At 66.1% G+C, this 24,951-nt stretch carries 25 protein-coding genes; 15 read left to right on the top strand and 10 right to left on the bottom strand.

Annotation, left to right across the window (positions count from 1 at the left end):
• The first annotated feature begins 173 nt into the window (after nucleotides 1–173).
• On the top strand, nucleotides 174–1,340 hold the full coding sequence (locus N2605_RS06075; protein WP_260346084.1) for an ABC transporter substrate-binding protein: 1,167 nt from the start codon (nucleotides 174–176) through the stop codon (nucleotides 1,338–1,340).
• A 6-nt stretch (nucleotides 1,341–1,346) separates the two neighbouring features.
• Here the strand turns inward: N2605_RS06075 and N2605_RS06070 are convergent, their stop codons facing one another.
• Nucleotides 1,347–2,324 carry a hydroxyacid dehydrogenase gene (locus N2605_RS06070; RefSeq protein WP_036006494.1) on the bottom strand — a complete coding sequence of 326 codons (978 nt, stop codon included), beginning with the start codon at nucleotides 2,322–2,324 and terminating at the stop codon, nucleotides 1,347–1,349.
• Between the two features lie 187 nt (nucleotides 2,325–2,511).
• On the opposite strand from N2605_RS06070, the gene N2605_RS06065 reads away from it, so the two are divergent.
• On the top strand, nucleotides 2,512–3,981 hold the full coding sequence (locus N2605_RS06065) for a caspase family protein (RefSeq protein WP_036006491.1): 1,470 nt from the start codon (nucleotides 2,512–2,514) through the stop codon (nucleotides 3,979–3,981).
• A 51-nt stretch (nucleotides 3,982–4,032) separates the two neighbouring features.
• Here N2605_RS06065 and N2605_RS06060 read toward each other — a convergent pair whose 3' ends face one another.
• The 3 genes from N2605_RS06060 to N2605_RS06050 all read right to left on the bottom strand — a co-directional run bounded on the left by N2605_RS06060 (nucleotide 4,033) and on the right by N2605_RS06050 (nucleotide 7,250).
• Entirely contained in the window at nucleotides 4,033–4,398 is a 366-nt protein-coding gene (locus tag N2605_RS06060; RefSeq protein WP_036006488.1) for a hypothetical protein, read from the bottom strand.
• A gap of 34 nt (nucleotides 4,399–4,432) precedes the next feature.
• Nucleotides 4,433–5,725, bottom strand: a complete 1,293-nt coding sequence (locus N2605_RS06055) for a Spy/CpxP family protein refolding chaperone (RefSeq protein WP_260346083.1) — start codon at nucleotides 5,723–5,725, stop codon at nucleotides 4,433–4,435.
• Between the two features lie 100 nt (nucleotides 5,726–5,825).
• Nucleotides 5,826–7,250 (bottom strand): FAD-binding oxidoreductase, encoded by a 1,425-nt coding sequence (locus tag N2605_RS06050; RefSeq protein WP_036006475.1) that lies wholly within the window; start codon nucleotides 7,248–7,250, stop codon nucleotides 5,826–5,828.
• An 87-nt stretch (nucleotides 7,251–7,337) separates the two neighbouring features.
• Between N2605_RS06050 and N2605_RS06045 the strand changes: the two genes are divergently transcribed.
• On the top strand, nucleotides 7,338–7,844 hold the full coding sequence (locus N2605_RS06045; RefSeq protein WP_260346082.1) for a thioesterase family protein: 507 nt from the start codon (nucleotides 7,338–7,340) through the stop codon (nucleotides 7,842–7,844).
• A gap of 65 nt (nucleotides 7,845–7,909) precedes the next feature.
• Here N2605_RS06045 and N2605_RS06040 read toward each other — a convergent pair whose 3' ends face one another.
• Complete coding sequence (locus tag N2605_RS06040) at nucleotides 7,910–8,083, bottom strand: DUF1328 domain-containing protein (protein WP_036006471.1); 174 nt, start codon at nucleotides 8,081–8,083, stop codon at nucleotides 7,910–7,912.
• 236 nt (nucleotides 8,084–8,319) lie between these two features.
• Between N2605_RS06040 and N2605_RS06035 the strand changes: the two genes are divergently transcribed.
• The 9 genes from N2605_RS06035 to N2605_RS05995 all read left to right on the top strand — a co-directional run bounded on the left by N2605_RS06035 (nucleotide 8,320) and on the right by N2605_RS05995 (nucleotide 16,534).
• On the top strand, nucleotides 8,320–10,878 hold the full coding sequence (locus N2605_RS06035) for an ATP-dependent helicase (protein ID WP_225186408.1): 2,559 nt from the start codon (nucleotides 8,320–8,322) through the stop codon (nucleotides 10,876–10,878).
• A gap of 8 nt (nucleotides 10,879–10,886) precedes the next feature.
• Entirely contained in the window at nucleotides 10,887–11,174 is a 288-nt protein-coding gene (locus tag N2605_RS06030; RefSeq protein WP_225114917.1) for a type II toxin-antitoxin system HicB family antitoxin, read from the top strand.
• An 88-nt stretch (nucleotides 11,175–11,262) separates the two neighbouring features.
• A complete protein-coding gene (locus N2605_RS06025) occupies nucleotides 11,263–11,679 on the top strand; it encodes a hypothetical protein (protein ID WP_036006450.1) in 417 nt (138 codons plus the stop codon).
• A complete protein-coding gene (locus tag N2605_RS06020) occupies nucleotides 11,679–12,344 on the top strand; it encodes an OmpA family protein (RefSeq protein ID WP_109144953.1) in 666 nt (221 codons plus the stop codon). Before N2605_RS06025 ends, N2605_RS06020 begins: the two co-directional genes overlap by 1 nt.
• Before the next feature lie 171 nt (nucleotides 12,345–12,515).
• Nucleotides 12,516–13,034, top strand: coding sequence for an Mpo1 family 2-hydroxy fatty acid dioxygenase (locus tag N2605_RS06015; RefSeq protein ID WP_036006444.1), 519 nt, complete (start codon nucleotides 12,516–12,518; stop codon nucleotides 13,032–13,034).
• A gap of 28 nt (nucleotides 13,035–13,062) precedes the next feature.
• Nucleotides 13,063–14,094: an NAD-dependent epimerase/dehydratase family protein gene (locus N2605_RS06010; protein WP_036006442.1), complete on the top strand. Its 1,032-nt coding sequence runs from the start codon at nucleotides 13,063–13,065 to the stop codon at nucleotides 14,092–14,094.
• 26 nt (nucleotides 14,095–14,120) lie between these two features.
• The gene (locus tag N2605_RS06005) at nucleotides 14,121–14,747 is read left to right on the top strand and encodes a methyltransferase family protein (protein WP_036006440.1); all 627 of its coding nucleotides are present in this window, start codon (nucleotides 14,121–14,123) and stop codon (nucleotides 14,745–14,747) included.
• A gap of 133 nt (nucleotides 14,748–14,880) precedes the next feature.
• A complete protein-coding gene (locus N2605_RS06000) occupies nucleotides 14,881–15,090 on the top strand; it encodes a hypothetical protein (RefSeq protein WP_260346081.1) in 210 nt (69 codons plus the stop codon).
• A 139-nt stretch (nucleotides 15,091–15,229) separates the two neighbouring features.
• Nucleotides 15,230–16,534: a PQQ-dependent sugar dehydrogenase gene (locus N2605_RS05995; RefSeq protein WP_260346080.1), complete on the top strand. Its 1,305-nt coding sequence runs from the start codon at nucleotides 15,230–15,232 to the stop codon at nucleotides 16,532–16,534.
• 4 nt (nucleotides 16,535–16,538) lie between these two features.
• On the opposite strand, the gene N2605_RS05990 is transcribed toward N2605_RS05995, so the two are convergent.
• Both N2605_RS05990 and N2605_RS05985 read right to left on the bottom strand, forming a co-directional pair.
• Nucleotides 16,539–17,363 carry an aspartate dehydrogenase gene (locus N2605_RS05990; protein ID WP_260346079.1) on the bottom strand — a complete coding sequence of 275 codons (825 nt, stop codon included), beginning with the start codon at nucleotides 17,361–17,363 and terminating at the stop codon, nucleotides 16,539–16,541.
• 47 nt (nucleotides 17,364–17,410) lie between these two features.
• Entirely contained in the window at nucleotides 17,411–18,328 is a 918-nt protein-coding gene (locus N2605_RS05985) for a LysR family transcriptional regulator (protein WP_109144957.1), read from the bottom strand.
• 272 nt (nucleotides 18,329–18,600) lie between these two features.
• Here N2605_RS05985 and N2605_RS05980 point away from each other — a divergent pair, with 272 nt between their 5' ends.
• On the top strand, nucleotides 18,601–19,674 hold the full coding sequence (locus N2605_RS05980) for a tartrate dehydrogenase (RefSeq protein WP_260346078.1): 1,074 nt from the start codon (nucleotides 18,601–18,603) through the stop codon (nucleotides 19,672–19,674).
• Between the two features lie 207 nt (nucleotides 19,675–19,881).
• On the opposite strand, the gene N2605_RS05975 is transcribed toward N2605_RS05980, so the two are convergent.
• Nucleotides 19,882–20,817, bottom strand: a complete 936-nt coding sequence (locus tag N2605_RS05975) for a LysM peptidoglycan-binding domain-containing protein (protein ID WP_225143097.1) — start codon at nucleotides 20,815–20,817, stop codon at nucleotides 19,882–19,884.
• A 172-nt stretch (nucleotides 20,818–20,989) separates the two neighbouring features.
• A complete protein-coding gene (locus N2605_RS05970; RefSeq protein WP_225127783.1) occupies nucleotides 20,990–21,469 on the bottom strand; it encodes a MarR family winged helix-turn-helix transcriptional regulator in 480 nt (159 codons plus the stop codon).
• Nucleotides 21,470–21,576: 107 nt separating this feature from the next.
• On the opposite strand from N2605_RS05970, the gene N2605_RS05965 reads away from it, so the two are divergent.
• Complete coding sequence (locus N2605_RS05965; RefSeq protein ID WP_050995928.1) at nucleotides 21,577–22,785, top strand: ABC transporter substrate-binding protein; 1,209 nt, start codon at nucleotides 21,577–21,579, stop codon at nucleotides 22,783–22,785.
• Nucleotides 22,786–22,801: 16 nt separating this feature from the next.
• On the top strand, nucleotides 22,802–23,980 hold the full coding sequence (locus N2605_RS05960; protein WP_260346076.1) for a cytochrome P450: 1,179 nt from the start codon (nucleotides 22,802–22,804) through the stop codon (nucleotides 23,978–23,980).
• Nucleotides 23,981–24,010: 30 nt separating this feature from the next.
• Here N2605_RS05960 and N2605_RS05955 read toward each other — a convergent pair whose 3' ends face one another.
• Nucleotides 24,011–24,730 carry a hypothetical protein gene (locus N2605_RS05955; RefSeq protein ID WP_260346075.1) on the bottom strand — a complete coding sequence of 240 codons (720 nt, stop codon included), beginning with the start codon at nucleotides 24,728–24,730 and terminating at the stop codon, nucleotides 24,011–24,013.
• Nucleotides 24,731–24,951 lie beyond the last annotated feature (221 nt).

The following is a 24,951-nucleotide window of genomic DNA, read 5'->3' as shown; positions in this document are numbered from 1 at the left end:
GCAATGCGGAAACTAGTTAACGAAGTGCACGAGCGATCCCGGCTTTCTCGACATAAGTTGCCGGTTTTCCCCGGTGCAATACGGCCTCTCTGCGCCGTGGCGCTTAGCGAGCTATTCAGCCTCGCAAGGCTATGTTGCGCAAGGTTTCTTTCAAGGATCCGGCAAGCCTCCCGATGCATCGAATTCGATCAGCGAGATCCGTCGTTCTGACCATCGCGCTTCTGGCCGCGACCACGCTGGTTGCGAGGGGCAACGAGGCCGGCATCAGCGAGGATGCAATCCTGTTCGGCCAGGCCGCGGCGCTGGAAGGCCCGTCCTCTGCGCTGGGACAGCGCATGCGGCAAGGCATCGTCGCCGCATTCACCGAGGTCAATGCCAAGGGCGGCATTCACGGCCGCAAGCTCCAGCTCATCAGCCGCGACGACGGCTACGACCCCGACCGTTCGGTGGCGCAGACGCTGCATTTGATCAACGACGACAAGGTGTTCGCGCTGATCGGTGCGGTCGGCACGCCGACCGCGATGGCGACGATACCGATCTCCAGCTCCAGGAACGTGCCCTTCATCGGCCCGTTCACCGGCGCCGAGTTCCTGCGCGATCTCGAGCTTCCGAACGTCGTCAACATCCGCGCCAGCTACGGCGCGGAGGCGGAAGCCTGGATCAAGCATCTCACCGAAGATCGCAAGTTCACCCGCATCGGCATCTTCTACCAGGACGATTCCTTCGGCCGCGACGGGCTTGTCGGCGTGAAGCGGGCGCTCGCCAAGCGCGGGCTCGAGCTCGCCGCCGAGGGCACTTACGAGCGCAACACCCGCGCGGTCGGCCAGGCCTGGCGCATGATCAAGCGGGCCGACCCCGAAGCCATCGTCATGGTCGGGACCTATGGTCCGTGCGCGGAGTTCATCAAACTCGCCCGCCGCAGCGGCGCTCGTCCAACCTTCGTCAACATCTCCTTCGTCGGCGCCGTTGCGCTCGCCGCGGAACTCGGCCCTGAGGGCGACGGCGTCATCGTCTCGCAGGTGGTGCCGTTTCCCTGGGACCGCTCGCTCAAGCTCGTCGCCGACTACCAGGCGGCCCAGAAGGCGTTCGACCCGGCGCTGACACCGGATTTCGTGTCGCTGGAAGGCTATCTGTCCGGCCGGCTTGCGGCCGCGGCGCTGGAAAAGGCCGGCCCCAATCCGACCCGCGCCAGCCTACTGCGCGCCATCAACGATACCGGCCGTTTCGACATCAGCGGCAGCATCGTCACCGTCGGCACACGCATGCTCGACACGCCGCCGAAGGTGTTCCTGACCGTGATCCAGAAGGACGGGACGTTCAAGGCGGTGGACCGGCTCTAAGACCCTTCACGGCCGCCGCGTCCAGCGATCGGCGTTGACGGCGCCTTGCGGGGTTTCTCCCCTCGCGATGGCCTCGACCTGTCGCACCGTCTCCAGCGACTGGTATTCGATGGCCTGCGGCGTCAGGCCGCCGACGTGGGGCGTGGCGATGACGTTCGGCAGCTTGGCAAGATCGGGCGTCGGCATCTGGTCCGGCGCGCGGCCGACATCCATGGCGGCGCCGGCGATGCGGCCCTCACGCAGCGCGCCTGCCAATGCGGCCTCGTCGACCAGATTGCCGCGCGAGAGATTGATGAAGACGGCGTGCTTCTGCATGCGCGCCAGCGCCGCCTCCCCGATCAGGTTTTCGGTCTGCTCGTTGGCGATGGCGAGGCAGACGACATAGTCCGATGCGGCGAGGAGCTCGTCGAGACCGACCTGCCGGATCGCGGCATCGCTGACGGTTACGAAGGGATCGGAGACCAATACCTCCATGCGCAGCACTTTTGCGATCTCGGCGAGGTAGCGCCCGATGCTGCCGTAGCCGATGATGCCGATCCGGCTGCCGGCGAGCTGGCGGCCCATCCGTGATTCCGGCTTGCGGCCTGCCTGGTAATCTGCGGTGGTCCGCGACACACCGCGGGAGAGATCGACCATGAAGCCGAGCGCGAGCTCGGCCACGGCCTGCACGAAGCCGGGCCCGGCGCGGGTCACGAGCACGCCGGCTTGCGACGCCGCATCCACGTCGACGTTGCGGATGTCGACGGCGCAGCGGACGAAGGCCCGCAGACGCGGCAATTGCGCAAAGATCTCGCCGCGCCCTTCAGTCATGCGGTCGGCGACGATGATGTCGGCGTCTTTGGCTGCGCGCACCAGGCCGGCGGCGTCCAGCGGCTCATCCTTCTCGTGCAGGATCACCTCGGCGGCCGCCCGCAGGCCGTTCAGGCTGCGATCGCCATAATAGTTGCGCCGCATCTCCGGGGTGTGCGCGAGCAGGACCTTCACGACAAGCCTCCTTCACTAGCCGAATGCCCGCGACAGCGCGGTCGAAAGGTCTAGCACAGGGACGGCTCCCGCAGATACCCTGCCCCATTTTGCCGCGGCCCCTGCGTGATCCAGCGCACAGACGCCCTCACGGCGCGGACTTAGAAAAGGTGCCATCATCGTGCGCATTGCCGTTGGAGGTGACATCATGCGCCGTCCAGTCTTTTCGAATTTGCTTCTTGCGTCCGGTCTTCTCGCACTCACCCAGTTGATGACGCCCACGGACGCGGCCGCTGAGGCGCGGCTTGCGCTGGTGATCGGCCAATCGGCCTATCGCACCGTGCCGGAGCTGCCGAACGCCGCCAACGACGCCAAGGGCATGACGGAGCTGCTCGGCAGCGCGGGCTTCACCGTCACCACGGCGGCCAATCTGGCGCAGACCGAGATGCGCGCCGCGATCTCGGACTTCGCCGGCAAGGTCAGTGCCAGCGGCCCCGACACCGTCGCGCTGGTGTTCTATGCCGGCCACGGCCTTCAGATCGACGGCGAGAACTATCTGGTTCCTGTCGATCTCGATCCCAAGCGCGAGGCCGACATCCCGCTGCAGGGCGTGCGGCTGAACGACATGCTCAACACGCTCGGCGCGCTGCCGACGCGGGCGCGCATCTTCATGCTCGATGCCTGCCGCAACAACCCGTTCCCCGCGCTCAGCGGCGCCGGCCACGGCCTTGCGATCGTCGATACCAAGGCCGGCGCGCCCGGCTCGTTCATCTCCTATTCGACCTCGCCCGGCGCCGAGGCCGAGGACGGCAACGGCCTCGACAGCCCCTATACGACAGCCGTGCTGACGGTCGCCAAGCAGCCGAACCTGCCGATCGAGGAGATGTTCAAGCGCATCCGCGTCGCGGTGGCGCAGTCGACCGACGGCCGGCAGATCCCCTGGGAAAGCTCCTCGCTGACCACCGATTTCAGGTTCTTCGGCGAGAGCGGCGGCAGCACGCCCGCTCTTCCCGGCGCATCCGCCATGGCGCTCGCCGGCGGCACGCGCAACGTCGCGGACTGGCGCAAGACATTGCAGGGCAAGCCGGCCATGGTCGCCTATGAGCTCGTGATCACCGAGGACACCGTGGAGGCGTATCAGGCCTATATCGAGCTGTATGCCCAGGACACCCGCACGCCGCGCCTTCGCACCGTGCTGGAGCGGCGTCGCCAGATGCTGGCGTGGGAGCGTGCCACCGCGATCAACACCCGCGCCTCGTTCGAGGCATACCTCGCGAACTGGGACAACAGCGATCTCGCGGCAACCGCGCGCCGGCTGCTGCTGCGCGTGCAGAACCGCAACTACACCGTGCCCGTGGCCGCCGCGGCGACGCCCGTCGCGGTCGCGATGGCGCCGACCTGCCCGTGCTCGACGCCCGCGACCCCGGCAACGCCGGTCCCGCCCGTGATCAAGAAGCGCGTCGACGAGACCCCGCCGAAGCGCAAGGTGGTCGAGACGCCGCCCAAGCGACGGCCGCCGTCCGAGCAAGTGGTCTACGAGCGCGCGCCGCCGCCGGATCGCGGCCCGCCGCCGGAGGCCGTGATGCAGGGCATCGGCATCGGCGTGGGGATCGGCCTCGGCATGGGAATGGGCGGCCGCGGCGGCGACCATAACAGCGGTGGCTACCGCAGATACTGAGCCGGTCCGTCACCAGCAACATTCGGCTCGCGCCAATCGCGCGAGCCGAACTCATTGCGACAGGGCCGGATGGTCCCGGAGCACGGCTTCTCGAATCCAGCCTGCCTGGATCGCACGCGACAAGATCTGCGCCGTCTTGATGTCCTCAGCCTTCATGCAGAGATCCACGATGCGGCGCACGGCGTCGTCGCGCATCAGATCGTCGGAGATCTTCATCGCGATCTCCATGGCAGCGCGGGCTGCGCGCTCATAGCGCTCGCGCGTGCTGGTCGGCGCCGAAGCGCCGGCGGCTTCGGCGATCGCCCGCGCAGCCTGGCAGATGTTGCGAATCCGGTCGGCTGCGTCGATGTCGCCGAGCGGCCCCCCGATCGGCTCGTCCCAGACGTCTGCCGGCTCCCGCCTCGCGAACCACTTCATTGCCCCACCAATGGTCTTCAATTGCTCACGGCGTTCAGGACATGCGGCGCGGGCCGATCGCCTCGAACTGCGCCTTCTGCTCGTCGTTGAGCGTGGCGTAGAAATCATCGAGCGCCGCCCGCACCGACTTGATTCCGTCCAGCATGACATCGAGACGCTTGCGGATCGCGGCCATGCGGGCCGGAGGCGTCATCACCTCATTGGGCTCGCAGGACGCCTTGAGCGATGCGCTGACCTTGGCGCTGGTGTCGTGGAGCACCTGGAGTGCCGCGCGCTGGGTGTCGGTGGGACGAAGCCGTTCTTCGATCGTGGCGCCGGGCCAATCGAACGCGGCGGACGGGCTGCAAGTCTGCACCGACGATCCGCCCGCATTGTTCGATGCCGCGGCACGACGCTGATCGTCGGCAAGCGCATTGAAGCGCGCCTTCTGCTCGTCGTTGAGCGAACCATAGAACTGGTCCAGCGCAGGCTGAACCAAATCGACGGCCTTCTGCATCGCCTCGACCCGCTGCTGCATGGCGGCGAGCCGGCCGGGCGCCGTCGCCGCGGCCTGCGTCGGACAGGAGGTGCGGATCAGCGCTGCCGCGTCGACCGAGGCGTTGCCGAGCGCATCGAGAGCAGCGCCTTGCGCGTCCGTCGGCTGCACCGCGGCTGCGATCTGATCGATCGGCAGGCCGACGATGGCGCGCCGATCGCTGCCGCAGAGCTGATCGAGCGGCGCGCTGCGCGCCCGCCGCCGTCCCTGCGGCTGCTGCGGCAGATAAGCCGACAGCCGATCATAGCCATAGGGGCCGAAAATGCCGGCATAGATGTCCGGATACCCGTAGCCCCAGAAGCCGAGCCCGTCGCCCCAGATCGTGTAATCGTAGAGATCGTTATAGGCGAACGGCCAGAACAGCGGCCCGACCCAGCCGTAGCCGCCGCCGGGATGTTGCCACCATCCGCTGCTTGCACCGCTCCAGCCGGCGAGTGCCGCCGCCGCGGCAATCTGCGCGCGGGCCGCCGGATTGCTGATCAGCCGGCCGTTGCGGAAGGCGCTGGCGTTCCAGGCGTTGCGGAAGTTCGCCGGCCGTATCGCGGCATTGCGGATCTGGCCGAAGCTCGGGCCGCCACGCCGGGCGCCGGTTGTGAACCGCGTGGCGCGATGATGCCCGCCATGCGCATGCCCGCCGCCGTGGCCGCGGAAATGGCCGCCGTGGTGACCGCCGCCGCGCCCGCCGCCATGCCCACCTCCATGGCCGCCGCCGTGTCCGCCCTTCGCGAACGCGGCCCCCGCAAGCATGCAGGCAAAGGCCACCGCGGCAATTCCCATGACCGGTCGCACCATCGCACCCTCCCGCGCAAAGCCCTGCCATTGAGCATCGGAAATTGGCGGGAATTGGAACCGGCAGGATTGCCGAAAGTTCCCGGTTCCGGAGGGCGCCGCCTTATGCCTCCGGCACGATCTTGCCGGGATTGAAGATGTTGAGCGGATCGAGTGCCTGCTTCAGCGCCCGCATCGCATCGAGCGCCTCGGGGCCGAGCTCGGCCTCGAGATATTTCTGCTTGCCTTGGCCGATGCCGTGTTCGCCGGTGCAGGTGCCGTCCATGGCCTGCGCACGCTCGACCAGACGATGCATGAACTCCTCGCCGCGCGCCATCTCGTCGGCGTCGTTGGTGTCGCACACCAGCGAGCAGTGGAAATTACCGTCACCGACATGGCCGACGATCGGCGACAGCAAATTGAGCCGCTTGAGATCCTCCTCGGTCTCGCTGACGCAATCGGCGAGCCGCGAGATCGGCACGCAGACGTCGGTCGCGACCACGCCGATGCTGTCGCCGGGCCGCAGCGCCTTCACCGACCAATAAGCATCGTGCCGCGCCTGCCACAGCTTGGTGCGGTCCTCCGGCTTGGTGGTCCAGGAGAAATCGCCGCCGCCGCAGTCCCTCGCGATCTCGCCGAACGCCTTGGATTGCTCGGCGACCTCGATCTCGCTACCGTGGAATTCCATCAGCAGCAGCGGCGTCTCCGGCAGCTTCAGCTTGGAATAGGCGTTGCAGGCCTTGACCTGCGCGGCATTGAGCAGCTCGATGCGCGCGACGGGAATGCCGGTCTGGATCGCCAGGATCACGGCCTGGCAGGCGCCGTGGACGGTCTCGAACGACACCGCACCGGCCGCGATCGTCTCGGGGATGCCGCGCAGGCGAATGGTCAGCTCGGAGATGATGCCGAGCGTGCCTTCGGCGCCGACGAACAGATGCGTCAGGTCGTAGCCGGCGGACGATTTCTTGGCGCGCGTGCCCGTGGTGATGATCTCGCCGTCGCCGCGCACCACTTTCAGCGCCAGCACGCTGTCGCGCATGGTGCCGTAGCGCACCGCATTGGTGCCGGAGGCGCGGGTCGAGGCCATGCCGCCGAGCGAGGCATCCGCGCCGGGATCGATCGGGAAGAACAGGCCCTGGTCGCGCAGATGCTCGTTCAGCGCCTTGCGGGTGACGCCGGGCTGGATCACGCAGTCGAGGTCTTCGGCATGCACCGCCAGCACCTTGTTCATGTCGCGCAGGTCGATCGAGATGCCGCCCGCGGGCGCGTTGACCTGCCCCTCCAACGAGGTGCCGGTGCCGAAGGGAATGACGGGCACGCGATGTCTCGCGCAGATCCGCACCACGTCCTGGATGTCGGCGGTCTCCTGCGCCATCACCACGCCATCAGGCGGCTGGTTGGGTATCCAGGTGGTGGTATGGCCGTGCTGCTCGCGCACGGCCTGCGAGGTGATGAGGCGGTTGCCGAAGCGCGCGGCAAGCTGCTCCAGCGCGCTTGCGAGGGCTTTCGGCTCCGGCCGCGGCGGATTATTGGTGATGGTCGTACCCACGGAATTCCTCCCGACGAGAAGAGACCGTGGCAAAGGACATATAACCGGTCAAGTCAAGGGACCGGACGCATAGCTTGGGAAGGACACATGCCGGAGACCGCCGCCACAGCGCCGAACGCAGAGCCGTTTCGCTCCTCGATCATGCAGGTCGAGCCGCAATGGATCGACTATAACGGCCATCTCAACATGGCCTATTACAACGTGATGTTCGATCGGGCGATCGACGAGTTCTGGCTCGAGCTCGGGATTGGCCCGGTCTACAAGACAGAGCGCCACGGCTCGACCTTCACCGCCGAATGCCACGTGCGCTATTTGCGGGAGATCCATCTCGGCGATCCCGTGCAGATCTTAGTCTGGCTGCTCGACGCCGATGACAAGCGGCTGCACACATTCGAGGAGATGCGGCACGGCACCGAGGGCTGGCTGTCGGCGACGTCCGAGAACATGTCACTGCACATGGACATGAATGCGCGGCGCGTTGCGCCTTTTCCGCCCGACATCCAGCAGCGCATTGCTGGAGTTGCCAAGTCCCACAGCGCCTTGGCGCGACCCGAGGGCATCGGCCGGAGCGTGGCGATGCCCTCGAAGCGTTAGTGGCTCAGGCGCCGTCTGCCGCCTGTGGTTCACCTCTCCCCGTCGGGGAGAGGTGAACATCGCAGCTATATTCTGTTGCGGCCGCGGGCGAGGCCGACGACGGCCGAGACCAGGAACAGAACGACTGCGATGAAGAAGATGATCTTGGCGATCTCGATCGAAGCGCCGGCGACGCCGCCGAAGCCCAGGATGCCGGCGATCAGTGCGATAACCAGAAACGTCACAACCCAGCCTAGCATGGTCAAACCCTCGTCTTGATGTTGTCTGCGATCGACGCGGCTGGCCGCGCCACCTGTCCTGACAATCTCGACGCGGGAACGATAGTTCCGGTCCCGGCAGGAGCGAAATTCGCTGGCTCAGCTGGAACAAATCGGCCTGCCGCGCACGTGGAAAACCCGGCCCGGCGCCCCATATAGGCACCAATCCCTGTTAAGAAGGCTCCCTTCCACCACCCCGCGGTGCCATCGTGGGGCCGATGATTCGCATGACCGAGCCGAGCAAGATCACAGCCGTACCCGACCACCAGCCCGCAGCCGGCGGCATCGCCGCGCGTGCGCGCGCCTCGGTGGGCCCGAAATACCTCGCCGGGCTCAATCCGGAGCAGCGCGAGGCAGTGGAGACGCTGGATGGCCCGGTCCTGGTGCTGGCCGGCGCCGGCACCGGCAAGACCCGCGTCCTGACCACGCGCATCGCGCACATCTTGAGCCAGGGCCGCGCCCGCCCGGCCGAGATCCTGTCGGTGACCTTCACCAATAAGGCCGCGCGCGAGATGAAGCACCGGCTCGGCCAAATGCTCGGCCACGCCGTCGAAGGCATGCCATGGCTCGGCACCTTCCACTCCATCGGCGGCCGTATCCTGCGCATCCATGCCGAGCTGGCGCAGCTCAAGTCGAACTTCACCGTGCTCGACGTCGACGACCAGGTCCGGCTGCTCAAGCAGCTGCTGCAGGCCGAGAACATTGACGAGAAGCGCTGGCCGGCGCGGATGCTGGCCGGCCTGATCGACGGCTGGAAGAACCGCGGCTTGATGCCTTCACAGGTACCGTCGGGCGAGGCCGCGATGTTCGCCAACGGCAAGGGCGGCAAGCTCTATGCGAGCTACCAGGAGCGGCTGAAGATTTTGAATGCGGCCGACTTCGGCGATCTCCTGCTGGAGAACATCCGCATCTTCCGCGAGCACCCGGATATCCTCAGGCAGTACCAGCAGCGCTTCAAGTTCATCCTGGTCGACGAGTACCAGGATACGAACGTCGCACAATATCTGTGGCTGCGGCTGCTGTCGCAGGCGCCTTCTTCCACCTCTCCCCGCTTGCGGGGAGAGGTGGCATCGCGAAGCGATGCGGGTGAGGGGGCCTCTCCAAGCACCGAGCTCGTGGAGACTCCCCCTCATCCCGGCCTTCTCCCCGCAAGCGGGGAGAAGGAGAAGACCAAAAACATCTGCTGCGTCGGTGACGACGACCAGTCGATCTATGGCTGGCGCGGCGCCGAGGTCGACAACATCCTGCGTTTCGAGCACGATTTCCCCGGCGCCAAGGTCATTCGCCTGGAGCGCAACTATCGCTCGACGGGTCACATCCTCGCCGCCGCCTCGCACCTGATCGCACACAATGAAGGCCGGCTCGGCAAGACGCTGCGCACCGAGGACCAGGACGGCGAGAAGGTCACCGTCACGGGCTCATGGGATTCGGAAGAGGAAGCCCGCGGCATCGGCGAGGAGATCGAGCAGCTGCAGCGCCAGGGCGAGAAGCTGAACGAGATCGCCATCCTGGTGCGCGCGTCCTACCAGATGCGCGAGTTCGAAGACCGCTTCGTCACGCTGGGCCTGCCCTATCGCGTCATCGGCGGCCCGCGCTTCTACGAGCGCGCCGAAATCCGCGACGCGCTCGCCTATTTGCGCGTCATCAATTCGCCGGCCGATGATCTCGCCTTCGAGCGTATCGTCAATACGCCCAAGCGCGGGCTCGGCGACGCCACCGTGCAGATGCTGCACGACCACGCCCGCAAGCGCCGCATTCCCCTGTTCGAGGCGGCGCGCGCCGTGGTCGAGACCGACGAGCTGAAGCCGAAGGCGCGCGGCTCGCTTCGCGATCTCATCGTGCAGTTCGACCGCTGGCGTGCCCAGCGCGAGGTCACCGCGCACACCGATCTCGCCCAGATCGTGCTCGACGAGAGCGGCTATACCGAGATGTGGCAGAAGGACCGCTCGGCGGATGCCGCGGGCCGGCTGGAGAACCTGAAAGAGCTGGTGCGCTCGATGGAGGAGTTCGAGAACCTGCAAGGGTTCCTGGAGCACATCTCGCTGGTGATGGACCGCGAGGGTGGCGCCGAGGACGACGCGGTGTCGCTGATGACGCTGCATTCGGCCAAGGGGCTCGAATTCGACAACGTGTTCCTGCCCGGCTGGGAGGAAGGCCTGTTCCCGAGCCAGCGCACCTTGGACGAACAGGGCCGCGCCGGCCTGGAAGAAGAGCGCCGGCTCGGCCATGTCGGTCTGACCCGCGCCCGCCGCCGCGCAAAGATCTATTTCGCGACCAATCGCCGGATCCATGGCACCTGGTCGACCACGATCCCGTCGCGCTTCCTCGACGAATTGCCGGCGGCCAATGTCGAGATCACGGAGTCCAAGGGCGGCTCCGGATGGGGCGGCAGCGGCGGCTACGGCGCCTCGCGCTTCGACGACATGGAGGCGTTCGGCTCCAGCTATTCGACCCCAGGCTGGCAGCGCGCGCAGGCGAACCGGAATCGCGGCCGAAGCGGCGGCTTTGAGGAAGAGGCCGCGACGTTCTCGACCTCCTCGTCATCCGGTCCCGATTTCGGCAGCTTCGCCTCGCGCCGGCGCGGGCCCCTGACGATCGAAGGCGAGCTCGTCGCCAAATCGACCGGCACGACGTCCGAATTCTCGCTGGAAGACCGCGTCTTCCACCAGAAATTCGGCTATGGCCGCGTCACCAAGATCGACGGCAACAAGCTCACCATCGCCTTCGACAAGGCCGGCGAGAAGAAGGTCGTGGACAGTTTCGTGCAGCGGGCGTGAGGCCCGATATGGCTCAGTACGTTGCCATCATCGAGGACGCCGAGCCGGACGAAACCGTGAGCTTGTGGTTCCCGGACCTGCCCGGTTGCATCTCTGGCGGCGACGACGTCGACGAAGCCCTGGAGAATGCGCCCGAGGCGCTCGCATTCTATGCGCAGGAGCTGATCGCGGACGGTCGCCAGCTGCCCCCGCCACGGACGCTGGACGAGCTCAAGGCCGATCCGGCGTTTGCCGAGGATGTCAGGAACCACACGGCCGTCCTGATCGAATGGCCGCCCCGCATCGACGCCGAGTGAGGATTGTTCGCCGCACTGCGCAACTCTCGACAGTTCTCGCCCGAACGCCCCTTGACCGCCGCGGACTTCCCCGTATCAGATGCAACCCATGGTCCGGGGCTCCGTCACATTGATCGTGCTTGCATTGGGGATGCCGTCGCTTGCGGCGGCGGAGACCATGAGCTTTGGCGATTCGATCGGCAAGCTGGCGGCGAGCTGCGGGGCGGAAATCGTCGCCAATTGCCGCGGCGTCAACCCGGATTCGAACCGGCTGAAGGAATGCCTGTCGCGCAATCGCGACGTGCTCTCGCCGCAATGCACGAGCGACTATCTCGGCGTGTTCGACGCCATCCAGAAGCGCGTCGCCGCGCGCGTGACGGTAGCGAACGCCTGCCAGCGCGAGATCGTCAAGGTCTGCGGCGGCTCGACCAAGGAGACCAGCAAGTCGATCCCGTGCCTGGTCTCGACGCCCAAGGGCATCAGCAACAACTGCCTGAAGGCCGTTGACGACGCGGGGTATCGCTGATGCGCGCGAACGGGCTCGCCACCGCAGGACTGGGCTTGGCGCTGGGGCTCGCTTTGCTCGCGGGCCCCGCCGGCGCGCAGACGGCGGCGCCGACCCGCGACGACATTGTCGCGAAGCTGAACCATTTCGAAGAGGCCGCCGAGGTTGACCTGCCCGCGCTGAAGCAGCAGGTGATGGAGCGCGCCAAGACCAGGATCAAGAACGATCCGGGGCCGGTGAACCGGCCGCTGATCGCGCCGGAGCTCGCCAAGCTGCCCGCCTTCAATGCGCAGATCCAGTTCGACGCCGACACGCCGATCATCCAGCCGGCGTCCTACCAGACCGTTGGCCGCATTGCGGACGCGCTGGTTCATTCCTCGCTGCTGCCCTACACTTTCCTGATCGTCGGCCACGTCGAATCCAATTCGAAGACGCGCGAGGCCAATGCGATCCTGAGTCAGCGCCGGGCCGATGCGATCCGTGACGTCCTGGTGAACACCTTCAAGATCTCGACCAAGCGGCTGCATCCGATCGGCCTCGGCGAGGAGCAGTTTCTCGATCGGGCCAAGCCGACCTCCGCCGTCAACGGCCAGTTGCAGATCCTGACTTATGCCAAGCTGCCGGAAGAGACGCGTCCGGCTGCGACGCCAGCGCCTGCGGCGAAAAAGCCCGCCAAGAAGCGCTGAGCGAAGGCGGCTCCGCGGCTGACGGAACCCCTTGAAGTGCGGATTATTTTGCAGCCTGTCCCGGGCGCGCGCGCACGGTTTCACGCGACAAAAGTGCCGGTTTGTGCACCGCTCGGTCCAGTGCTATAGCCTCTGTTCGCCCTTCCCGACCCCGTGCTGCATGAGACCGAAATGGGTGGCTTTTTCCAGCGCCAACTTGCCGTTTATGTCGAGTACCATCGCGATCCCCGCAACACGGCGATGCATGTGGTCGGCATCCTGCTGCTGTTCACCGGCGCCGTGCTGCCGCTGACGCTGGTCAAGCTTCCGCTGTTCGGATTCAACGTCAGCCTGGCGGTGGTCCTGGCTGTTCCGGTCTTGATTTATTGGCTGCTGCTCGACGCGGCGCTCGGGCTCGGCATTCTGGCCGTCTCCGTCGTGCTGTTTTCGGTTGCGACGACCATCGCGGCGCAAGTCGGCACCGCGACGATGTGGGCGATTTTCGCCACGCTGGTGGTGCTCGGCCTCGCCGCACAGGCCATCGGCCACAAGGTTTTTGAGGGGCGCGAGGCCTCGTTGTTCACGTTCCCCTCGCATCTTTTGCTTGGACCGATGTTCGTCATGGCAAAATTATTCATTGCACTGGGTTTCCGTCGCGACCTTGCCGCGATTCTGGCGCCTCTTCCGGCCAATTCCCTTTCAACCCGATAACGCTCGAAGCGAAACAGCAACCTACTGCATGGCTCTCGTCCTGGTTACCGGTGGCAGTGGCTTCATCGGACATCACCTCGTAGAAGCGCTCCGCGCCCGTGGGCAGCGGGTCCGCGTTCTCGATGTCCGTGTGCCGAGCGCGGCGAACGCGGATGTCGAGCACGTCCACGGCTCGGTGCTGGACTGTGCCGCGGTCGATGCGGCGATCGCCGGCTGCGATCAGGTCTATCACCTCGCCGGCCTGCCCGGCATGTGGGTCGCCAACAAGCAGGACTTTCACGAGGTCAATTGCCGCGGCACCGAGATCGTGCTGGCGGCGGCGATGAAGCGCGGCGTCTCGCGCTTCCTGCATTGCTCGACCGAATCGATCCTGTTCCCCTATTCCGACCTCAAGGGCGTTCCCGCCGAAGAGGCGCTGCAGCCGGCCGAGGCGATGCCCGGCGCCTACACCCGGTCGAAATCGCTCGCCGAGCATCATGCCGCCAAAGCGGCAGAAGCGGGCTTCCCGCTGGTGATCGGCACGCCGACCATGCCGATCGGCGCCGCCGACCAACATCTGACACCGCCGACCGCGATGCTCTGGTACTTCCTGCAGAAGAAGGTGCAGCCGCACCTCAACTTCCTGGTCAATCTGGTCGACGTCCGCGACGTCGCCATGGGCCTGGTCCTGACCATGGAACGCGGCCGCCTCGGGCAGCGCTACATCCTCGGCGGCGACTGCGTCCCGCTCGGCGACATCCTGCGCATGATGTCGACGATGAGCGGACGCCGGCAATTTCCCGTCGTCGTACCCGGCAAGATCGCCGAGCTCTCCGCGATCATGCTCGAATACATCGCCGACCACATCACGCGCCGGCCGCCCAACGGCACCGCCGAGGGCGTGCGGATCGCGCTCGCCGCGAGCGATCTTTCGATCGGCAAAGCCCGTACCGAACTCGGCTATTCGCCGCGTCCGATCGAGCCCGTCTTGCGCGAAACCATCACCCACCTGCTCGCCCGCAACGGCCAGCAGCCCTCCGGCGCCCTCAAGCATCACGCGCTGTCCTCGCGCGCGAGCTGACGCCGCTTCAAACGCAAAGAACCTTCATGTCTTTCGATTTCAGCAAGCTTCTCTCTGTCGCCTGGGGTGGCTGGACCACGACCTGGCCGACGCAACTGCTCGCCCTGATCTGGCTCGCTTTTCTGGTCAGCTGGGTCGGCGCCTCGTTCTGGCAGGGGCAGACCAAGAAGCAGGTCATGACGCTGGAGTCGCAGCGCTATCGCCTGCCGATCCTGGTTGGCGGCATCCTGTACACGCCGTTCATTGCGGAAGCCATGGGCTGGAAGCCGCTTTGGGTGCTCGGCAACACCGGCATCATCATCGCTGCGGTCCTCTCCGTCGCCGGCATCGCTTTCGCATGGTGGGGGCGGCTGCATCTCGGAAAATTCTGGTCCAACACCATCACCCAGAAGGAAGACCACCGCGTCATTGACACCGGCCCTTACGGTATCGTCCGCCACCCGATCTACACCGGCCTAATCTTCGGCATGCTGGTGACCGGCGTTGCGATCGGCTTGGTGACGACGATCCTCGGCGCGATCCTGATCTCGCTCGGTATGTGGCAGAAGGGCCGGATGGAAGAGGTGTTCCTCTCGAAGGAGCTCGGCGAGGACGCCTATGGAGCCTATTGCCGTCGCGTTCCGATGATCATTCCGTTCACGTCGCCGCGGTGAGGGCGTCACTCTCCTGTCCGGACGCGCTGCGCTGCGTCCGGGGCACGAGTGCACGATCCGACTCGCCAAGGAACCACACCTCTGCTGGTCCGTTAGCCCTCGACATCTGTCAACGGCCGCAGAGCATCGAGCCATGTCGGACGCCTACGATTATTTTCGCGCCCACGCGATCGCCGCCGTCCGCAAGGCGCGGGCGCTGCCCCCCGGGCGTACGAAGCAGAAGCAGCGCACGGTGGCGCGGGTCTATCATCTGCTCTCCAGGGAAGCGGCGCTGGCGCCGAACATCCGTCACTTGGATGATTTTCGCGCGGCACGACGGCTGGAGCGGCAGATCGGCTGTTGATCTCCGGGCCGACGCCGCGACCTGTCCCATGCAAATTCGATCGGCTGCCATTCCACGGGAATAGGCCCGTGCTGAGCTCCGCACAGGTTGACGTCGGCCCCGTCAGCCAGTTGGATGCGCGCGCAACCGGGGGCTTGTCATGACGTTTTCCAGCATCTTCGCGCAGTTCGTCGCCTTCATCGGCGGCATCGCGCTGCAATGGCGCAAGATGACGGGCACCGACCCCGCGCCGGCCTGGGGCGAGAAGCCCGCCATTCCCGAAGCGAAACCGCAAGGCGCGATCCCCACCTTGAAGATGCCGACCGCACGCGGCTGGCGCGACGGACAGAAGCCGATCGCTGCACCCGGGCTCAAGGTCGATGCGTTCGCGACCGGTCTCGACCATCCGCGCTGGATCGAGGTGCTGCCCAATGGCGACGTGCTGATCGCGGAGGCAACGCAGATCGCGGGCGCCCCGCGCAGCGTGTTCCACTATGCGATGCAGGCGACGATGCGGCGCGCCGCCGCGCTCGGCGTCTCCGCCAACCGCATCACGCTGTTGCGCGACAAGGACGGCGACGGAGTCGCCGAAGTGCGCGGCACGTTCATGGAGAACCTCAGCCAGCCGTTCGGCATGGCGCTGGTCGGCGACACTTTCTACGTCGGCAACACCGACGGCGTGATGGCTTTTCCTTACGTTGCCGATGCCGACCGCATCACAGCACCGGGCAAGCGGCTGACAACATTCAAGCCCGCCGGCCACTGGACGCGCAGCCTGCTCGCCAGTCCCGACGGCAAGAAGCTCTATGCCGGCGTCGGCTCGCTCAGCAACATCGCCGAGATGGGCATGGAGGTCGAGCAAGGTCGCGCCGCGGTCTACGAGCTCGATCTCGTCGCCGGCACGCATCGCATCTTTGCGGCCGGCCTGCGCAATCCCGTGGGCCTTGCCTGGGAGCCGACGACCGGCGTGCTTTGGACCGTCGTCAACGAACGCGACGGCCTCGGCGACGAGACGCCGCCCGACTATCTCACCTCCGTGCGCGACGGCGGCTTCTACGGCTGGCCCTATTGCTACTGGGGCAAGACGGTGGACGACCGCGTGCCGCAGGATCCGGCGATGGTCGCCAAGGCAATTCAACCGGACTATGCGCTCGGTGGCCACACCGCTTCGCTCGGCCTGTGCTGGATGCCCGCAGGCACCCTGCCCGGCTTCGGCGACGGCATGGTGATCGGCCAGCACGGCTCGTGGAATCGCAGCAAGCTGTCCGGCTACAAGCTGGTGTTCATCCCGTTCGCGAACGGCAAGCCGTCCGGCCCCGGTCGCGACATCCTGTCGGGCTTCCTGTCGCCGGACGAGAAGGAATCCTACGGCCGCCCGGTCGGCGTCGCGATCGGTCCCGACAGGAAATCGCTACTGATGGCCGACGACGTCGGCAACGTGATCTGGCGCGTGACGGGGGCGTAGGAGCTCACGTCCCCACGCACAGCGTGGCGCGCTGCTTGCGGAGCAGCGCGATCACCGACAACGCGGTGATCAGGCCGGTCTTGGGATTCTCGGACGGGATGTTCTCGATGCCCATCGAGAAGCGCGCTGAGTCCGCCTCGACCTCGATGCGGTGAACGTTGCGCGTCACGGTCGGGTCGGCCCAAACCTGGATCTCGGTGCGATCGGGCCCGATGCCCGCGAGCGACAACGCAACGGCGACATTGACGTTGGCCGGAAAGCCCTTTGCCGCTTCGCGCGCGCTGCCCTCGAACAGCTTCAGCGGTTCGCGCAGATTGTCGATGTCGATGTTGTTCTGAACGATGAACGGCGCGCCCTTCAAGCCGTCGATCGGCTTGCGGGTCACCATCTTCACGGAATGGATGGTGCCGATTGCGGCGGCGTTGACGGCATCGAGGCCGATCAGCGCGCCGGTCGGCACCAGGATACGGCCGCTATTGGCGCGGGCGAGATCGACCAGATCGAAATTGTCGAGCAAGCCGCCGACGCTGACTACGACCGCGGCCTTGCCGCGCTTCGCCGCAGGCTCGACGATCGCACGCAGCTGGCTGCTCGGCGCGCATTCGACGACGATGTCGGCGGCCTTGCCGAGCTGGTCGAGCGGCAGGATTGTCGGTGGGCGACGCAAGCCGTCGATGAAGGCTTGATGCTTGGCGGGATCCCGCACGGCCACGGCCGCGAGCGACAGGCCCTCGATGCCCTGATCGAGCGCGGTCGCGATCTTGGTGCCGATCGAGCCCAGCCCGGCAATGGCCACCCGCAATTCGCCTGAAGCCGTCTGATCCGTCATCACCATCCCTCTGTCCTGGCCTCTGTCTTGGCCGATGTCATAGCCGCTCACGCCTCCCGCGCATAGCTGCGCAGGCGGGCTTCCAGAACCGCCAGCATGGCATCGCGGGCCGGATCGCGCGAGCCGCGCAGCCAGGCGGCGGCAAGCGGCAACCGGCCCACCGGCCCGCTCTGCCTCAGTCGAAGCGGAACGAAGCGCACACCGGTCACCGCCATCCGTGCGGTCCAGCGCGGCACGATCGCGACCCCGAGCTTCGTTGCCACGAGGTTGATGATGGTCTGCTTCTCGTCGGCGACCTGAACGATGCGCGGCGTCAGGCCGGCCTGTTCGAACAGCTTTATGGTGAGGTCGTGGCTGTGCGGCCGCGAGCGCCGGTCCGGCACCAGCATCGCCTCGTCGGCGATATCCGCCAGCGTGATCGCTTTGCGCCCGGCCAGCGCGTGCCGCCGCGGGAACGCAACGATCGCGCTCTCCTGGAGCAGGCCGCGGAATTCGAGCCGCTTGTCCGGCCGGTCAGGCGGACGGACGAAGGCGAGATCGAGCGCGCCGGTCAAAATCTTCGGCAGCAGCCGGACAGTCTTGTCTTCGAGGAGCTGCACCGCGATGTCAGGATGCCTGACGCGGAAATCGCGCAGGAGCGGCGGCAACAGTCCGGCCGCCGCGCTGTCGATAGCACCGACCCGCAGCCGCCGCGCGGTCCCCGCGCGCGAGCGATTGCGCAGGTTGCTCTCGACCGCCTCGACCTTGGCGAGGATGGTGCGGGCATCGCGCAGCAGCGTCGTGCCGTCCTCGGTGAGCGACACCGCGCGCGTGGTCCGCGCGAACAGCCGAGTGCCCAGGTCTTCCTCCAGCAGCCGGATCTGCCGGCCGAGCGCGGAGGGCAGCATCTGAAGCTGCTGCGCCGCGCGGCCGAAATGCAGCTGCTCGGCCGTCGCCACGAAGCATCGGAGCTGATGCAATTCCATTCGCCGTCCTCTCGCCTCGCCCGACCGCGCTTGAGACTTGCGCGAGGTCGTCATGCCCGGGCTTGTCCTGGGCATCCACGTTCTTGGGCCGCGGGGAAAGGCGTGGATGGCCGGGTCAAGCCCGGCCATGACGCCGTGGCGACCTCCCGATGATTATATCATTTTTTTGTATAAACCAGCGCCGATTGAGTTTGCCCGGCACTCCCGTCTAGATTCGCCAGCGACGCCGACGGCCGGATATGCCGGCGCGGTCTCTCAAACGGAGCCTTCCCATGCGCACCCATTCGATCGCAGCCATCCCCGCCGACGGCATCGGCCCCGAGGTGATCTCGGCCGGCGTCCGCGTGCTGGAGGCTCTCGCAAAACGCAGTGGCGATCTCGCCTTCAACGTCAAGACGTTCGACTGGGGCTCGGATTATTACAAGAAGCACGGCGTGATGATGCCGGCGGACGGCCTCAGCGAGCTGAAGAAGTTCGACGCGATCTATTTCGGCGCGGTCGGCGCCCCCGACGTGCCCGACCACATCACGCTGTGGGGCCTGCGCCTGCCGATCTGCCAGGGTTTTGACCAATACGCCAATGTGCGGCCGACCAAGATCCTGCCGGGCGTCGCCTCGCCGCTGCGCAATGTCGGCGTCGGCGATCTCGACTGGGTGATCGTGCGCGAGAACTCGGAAGGCGAATATGCCGGCATGGGCGGCCGCGCCCACAAGGGCCTGCCGGAAGAGGTCGGCACCGAAGTCGCCGTCTTCACCCGCGTCGGCGTCACGCGGATCATGCGCTATGCGTTCCAGCTCGCGCGGTCGCGCCCGCGCAAGCTGCTGACCGTCGTGACCAAGTCGAACGCGCAGCGCCACGGCATGGTGATGTGGGACGAGATCGCGGCCGAGGTCGCCGGCGAATTCCCTGACGTGACCTGGGACAAGATGCTGGTCGACGCCATGACGGTGCGCATGACGCTGCATCCGAAGAGCCTCGACACCATCGTCGCAACCAATCTCCACGCCGACATCCTCTCCGATCTCGCCGGCGCGCTGGCTGGAAGCCTCGGCGTCGCCCCGACCGGAAACATCGATCCGCAGCGCCGCTTCCCCTCGATGTTCGAGCCGATCCACGGCTCGGCCTTCGACATCACCGGCAAGGGCGTCGCCAACCCGGTCGCGACGTTCTGGACCGGCGCGCAGATGCTCGAGCATCTCGGCGAGAAGGATGCCGCCTTACGGCTGATGGCCGCCGTCGAGCGTGTCTGCGCCGCGGGCGTGCTGACGCCGGATGTCGGAGGCAAGGCGACCACGAAGGAGGTCACGGACGCCGTGATCGATGCGATCCACGGATCGAATGTTTAGTCTTATCGGATCGAGTGTCGCCAAGGACTCGCTGCACCTCTCCCACTTGCGGGGAGGGCGACGCGCTCGGCAGCGCAATTGCGCGCCAGAGCGCGGCGGGTGGGGGCTCTCTTCTCTGGGGTCCTCGATCGAGGAGAGACCCCCTCCCCAACCCTCCCCGCAAGCGGGAGAGGGAGCGCACCGCCTTCTGCGGCAAGATAACGGCCCCTACCTCCGCGCCGCCGGTGACGCCGGCGGCGTGGCCATCGCGGCGGCCGGCTCGGGCGGTGTCAGATGGCGGGGGACGATGATGGTCTGGCCCGGCGTCAGCTGCGCGTTCTCGGGCAGCGAGTTGCTCTGCGCGAGCGTCCACAGCGGCACGCGGTTTGCTGCTGCGATGCTCTCCATGGTGTCGCCGCGGCGCACCGGCACCCGCACGCCGCTGTCCCACAATTCGACCAGCGTGTCCGCCGGCACGAGATAGCGCAGCGGCACGGCATCGGCCTGCGTTTGCGGCGGAATGCGCGGCAGCTGCGTCACCATCTCGACGATCTGACGATGGATATCGTCGGACTTCTCGATGTTGATGTGGGTGACGCGCGCGTTCCGCTTGAGGTCATAGCTGGCGTAATGGCCGCGAAAGCCGGGAACAGCCACGACGTCGCCGCCGCCGAGCACGCTGTCGGACAGGAAGATGTTGATGAAGCGCTCGACGTTGAGGGGGACATCGCCGGTCGCTTGTGCGGGATCGATGGCGATGACGAGGCTGATCGGGATGTTCTCCTTGGCCGCCATCTCGGAGATGACGATCGAGCACAGCCCGCCCATGGAATGGCCCATCAGCACGATCGGCGCCGGCGATTCCTTATAGCTGGAGATGGCGCGATCGCCGATCCACCGGCAGATGGTGAATTCGTAGACGTTGGCCGAGAAGCCGGCCTTCGTTAGCTTCTCTTCGAGCCGATCCATGCCGGTCGAGAAGATCGGGCCCATGGCGCCGCGGAACAGGTAGATTTTTGGCGGCGGCAACGGCTCGAACGGCGGAGGCGCGGCGGGGGCGGTCGCGTTGGTCTTGGACTTGGGGGGAGTAGCAGCGGCCATGCCACTGCTCAAGGCGAGCAGCACCACTGCTGCCAGCGCGAGGAGTCGCCTCGAATGAATCATCAGTCCAGCAGTCCCACCACGGGAGGCAGGGGCCTCCCCTGACCGGCTTAGTGACCATCGATTGGGTGGATTTTGGGGCACGGAACCGACCATCTCTCGTCCGGCGCCCTCTCCGGCTGCCGCGCCGCTGGACGTGGCTGCGACCGTCGGCCTCAGGCGGGCCTCTCCCGGGCTAAAGCGGCAGCAGCCGATTGAGCAATTCGAGCAGGGTGCGTTGCTCCGCCTCGGTGAGCGGGGCCAGCATCTTCCGGTTATAGAGCCCCGTCAGGCTTGCCCCGTCCTGAATGAGCTTGGCGCCCTTCGGCGTAAGCATCAACTCGACGGCGCGGCGGTCGGATTTCGAGCGGTTACGCTTGATGAAGCCGGACGATTCCAGCTCGTTCAGGATCTTGATCAGGTTCGGCAGGCGCAGGCGGAGCAGGCTGGCAAGGCTGCTGGGGGGAACGCCCGGATTGTCGCGAATGACGACGAAGATCGCGTAGGTCGCCGGCGTCAGGCCCAGTGCGGCGAACTCCTCGTAGAAGCCTTCGAAGAACTTCAGCTGCGCGAGCCGCAGCATGAAGCCGGGCGTGCGCTGCAGCGCGCGCAAGTCCAGTGACGTCTCCGACGGTTGAGGGGGCTTCGCTCCGGGTCTGACTGCTTTCGGGCTCATGATCCTGGATCCGGCGGCCACAAGTCGGCCGAATTGACACTCTCAAAAATAGCTATAAAATATAACTATTATAGAGCGGCACCAAGACCGCCCATGGGAGGGACACAATGAACAGCAAATTCCTGCATAAGCTATGCATGGTGGCCGCGGTGCTGACCGCCGCACCGGCCTTGGCCCAGGACGTCGTGAAGATAGGCATCCTGAACGATCAATCGGGGCCGTTCGCGAGCTATCAGGGCATCGGCTCGGTCGTCGCCGCCAAGATGGCCGTCGAGGACTATGGCGGAAAGGCCGCCGGCAAGCCGGTGGAAGTCGTTGCGGCGGACCATCAGAACAAGACGGACATCGGCATCGGTATCGCCCGGCGCTGGTACGAGAACGAGAGCGTCGATGCGATCTTCGACATTCCGAACTCGTCGATTGCGCTCGCCGTGGCCGGCATGAGCGCCGAGAAGAACAAGGTCTTCGTCGGCTCGGGCGCCGGCACGGTACTGCTGACCGGCGAGAAGTGCACGCCAAACACCGTGCACTGGACCTACGACACCTATTCCTACGGGCGCGGCCTCGGCAAGGCCATCGTGCAGCAGGGCGGCAAAAAATGGTTCTTCATCACCGCGGATTACGCGTTCGGCCATGATCTGGAAAAGCAGGCCGCGGAAGCCGTGAAAGCGTCCGGCGGTGAGGTGCTCGGCAGCGTGCGGCATCCGTTGGGCACGGCTGATTACGCCTCATTCCTGCTCCAGGCCCAGGCGTCGGGTGCGAGCGTCATCGCATTCGCCAATGCAGGGGACGATACCATCACCTCGATGAAGCAGGCCGCCGAGTTCGGGCTGACGAAGGATCACAAGCTGGTCGGATTGATCCTCGGCATGAACGGCCTTCCCGCGCTTGGGCTCAAGTTTGCGCAGGGCGCGCAGATCATGAATCCGTTCTACTGGGATCTGACCGACGGCACGCGTGCTTTCGCGAAGCGCTTCGCCGAACGCATTCCCTCGAAGGCCTATCCGAACGACATGCAGGCCGGCGTCTATGCCTCGGTCATCCACTACCTCAAGGCGGTCGACAAGGCCGGCGGCGCCAAGGACGGCAAGGCCGTGGTCGCGACGATGAAGCAGATGCCGACCGACGATCAGTTGTTCGGCAAGGGCTACATCCGCAAGGACGGCCGCAAGATCCATCCGCTCTACCTGTTGCAGGTCAAGGCTCCCGAGGAATCGAATTCGTCCTGGGATCTGCTGAAGGTCGTTGCCACGATCAAGGGCGAGGACGCGTTCCGGTCCGAGAGTGACGGTCAGTGCCCGCTCGCAAAGCAATAGCGGTTCGGAGCTGACCATGAGCGGCATTGCATCCAGTCCGGTCGATCCGTTCGCGCCCGGCTTTCTGACGGATCCCTATCCCGCCTATGAGGCGCTGCGCGCAATCGGGCCGGTGTTCGAGGTGGAACGCTACGGCGTGTGGGCCATGGCGCGCAATGCCGAGGTCGAAGCGGCCCTGAAGGACTGGAAAACGTTCATCAGTGGCGAGGGCGTCGGGCTGAGCGGGATGAACCCGGCGCTGCCAAAGCCGCTGACGCTGCAGATCGATCCGCCCGACCACGACAAGGGCCGCCGCGTGCTCGGCCGCACGCTGTCTCCGGGCGTCGCAAGGAAGCTGCGCGAGACGTTCCAGCGCGAAGCAGAGAGGAAGGTCTCGGAGCTGATCGACAAAGGCACCTTCGATGCCGTGACCGATCTTGCGGAAGCCTATCCGATGAAGGTGTTTCCGGACGCGATCGGCATCCGCCCCAATGGGCGCGAGAAGCTGCTCGCCTGGAGCACGTTCGTATTCAACAGCTTCGGCCCGGAGAACGAGATCCTCGCGGCGTCGCGAAAGGATGGTCTCGCGGCGCAGAGCTGGATCATGGAATGTTGTGCGCGCGATGCGCTACGGCCCGACAGCCTCGGCATGATGATCTACCAGGCGGCCGATGAGGGCGAGATCACCGAGCACGAGGCGACGCATCTGGTGCGGCCGTTCCTCACGGCAGGAATCGACACCACCGTCAATGGCATCGGCAATACCCTGCTCGCGCTCGCCACTCATCCGGACGAATATCGCAAGCTGCACGAGAAACCAGAGCTGGCGCGCAACGCCTTCGAGGAAGGCCTTCGCTACGATTCACCGGTGCAGACGTTTTTTCGCACCACCTCGCGCGATGCCGAGATCGGCGGCGGCGTGATCCCGGCGCACCGCAAGGTGCTGCTGTTCATGGCCTCCGCCAATCGCGATCCCGCGCGCTGGGACAAGCCGGGCCGTTTCGACGTGGAGCGGGTTGCGACCGGCCATGTCGGCTTCGGCGCAGGCATACACGCCTGCGTCGGCCAGATGATCGCGCGTCTGGAGGGCGAATTGATCTTCGGCGAGCTCGCAAGGCGCGTGAAGACGATCGAGCTCGCGGCGGAGCCGAAGCGCAGGCTCAACAATTCCCTGCGCGGGCTGGAGAGCATGCCGGTTCGCGTGACGCCAGCTTAGGCGGCATCACGCGGCAGGATGCGCAACGGCTCAATTCCTCGCCGGATCCGTTGCCGCCGCCGCGCGTGCGGGCCGCGGCGCAGCGGGTTCGGCGACTCGCGCAGCCGGGGCGCGCGAGCGCATGATGGCAGCGTCGATCTCGGCGATGACGCGGCGCTGGATCGCCTCGTTCTTGTCGATCGAGATGTGGCCGACGCCACTGCCGCGGATGTCGACATTGTCGAGCTTGCCGCGGAACCCGGCCGCGGCCCGCACCGGCTCGCCGGGGCCATCGCCGATATAGATGTTGATGTAGCGTTCCGCGCCGGTCGAGAGCTTGGTCTTGAACACGGAGTCGAGGCCGATCGCGAGCTTCACGGGCACGCCGAGCTGGTTGAGCTTGGCGATCATGTCGGGCAGCGCGGTCGCACCCGAGGAATGGCCGACCAGGATGATGGTCTTGAGCCGACCGGCCTTGTAGGCAGCCGCCGCTTCATCGGCGAGCGAGGACCAGGACACGAAATTGGCGACGGTCACCGGGATGCCCTGCGCCTGGAGGCGGGCGCCGATCGTGTCGAGACCGAGCGAGAAAATGTTGAGCACGCCGCGGAGCAGATAGACATGCGTGGTCGCCACCGCGGCCTGGCTCGGCGCGGCCTTGGCAGTGGTCGGGCTGATGGCAACAGCTGACAGCAGGAGCAGGCCCATCGCCCAAACACGGAGGGCGGACAATTGGCTGGCGCCGGCGGTGTGACGGCCGTTCGGTCTCATCGATCTTTTCCCTGGAGACAATACGCTTCGCGATTGGCCGGAATCGTAGCCACGGCGCGCTCGCAGACGCAACAAAGAGGCGCGTGAGCGCCAATCTTAGCAGCAAGCCGTGACCATCGCGCAACACTTGCCCGGAACATGCCACTAAAGCGCCTGTTTTGAGACCATTTTTCTCCGGGGAATTGCGGAGGGACAATGGCGTTCCTATTTCAGGGCTCCGC

The organism is Bradyrhizobium yuanmingense (genome assembly GCF_025200905.1).
Taxonomy (GTDB): Bacteria; Pseudomonadota; Alphaproteobacteria; order Rhizobiales; family Xanthobacteraceae; genus Bradyrhizobium; species Bradyrhizobium yuanmingense.
This window is presented reverse-complemented; position numbering and strand designations above follow the sequence as displayed.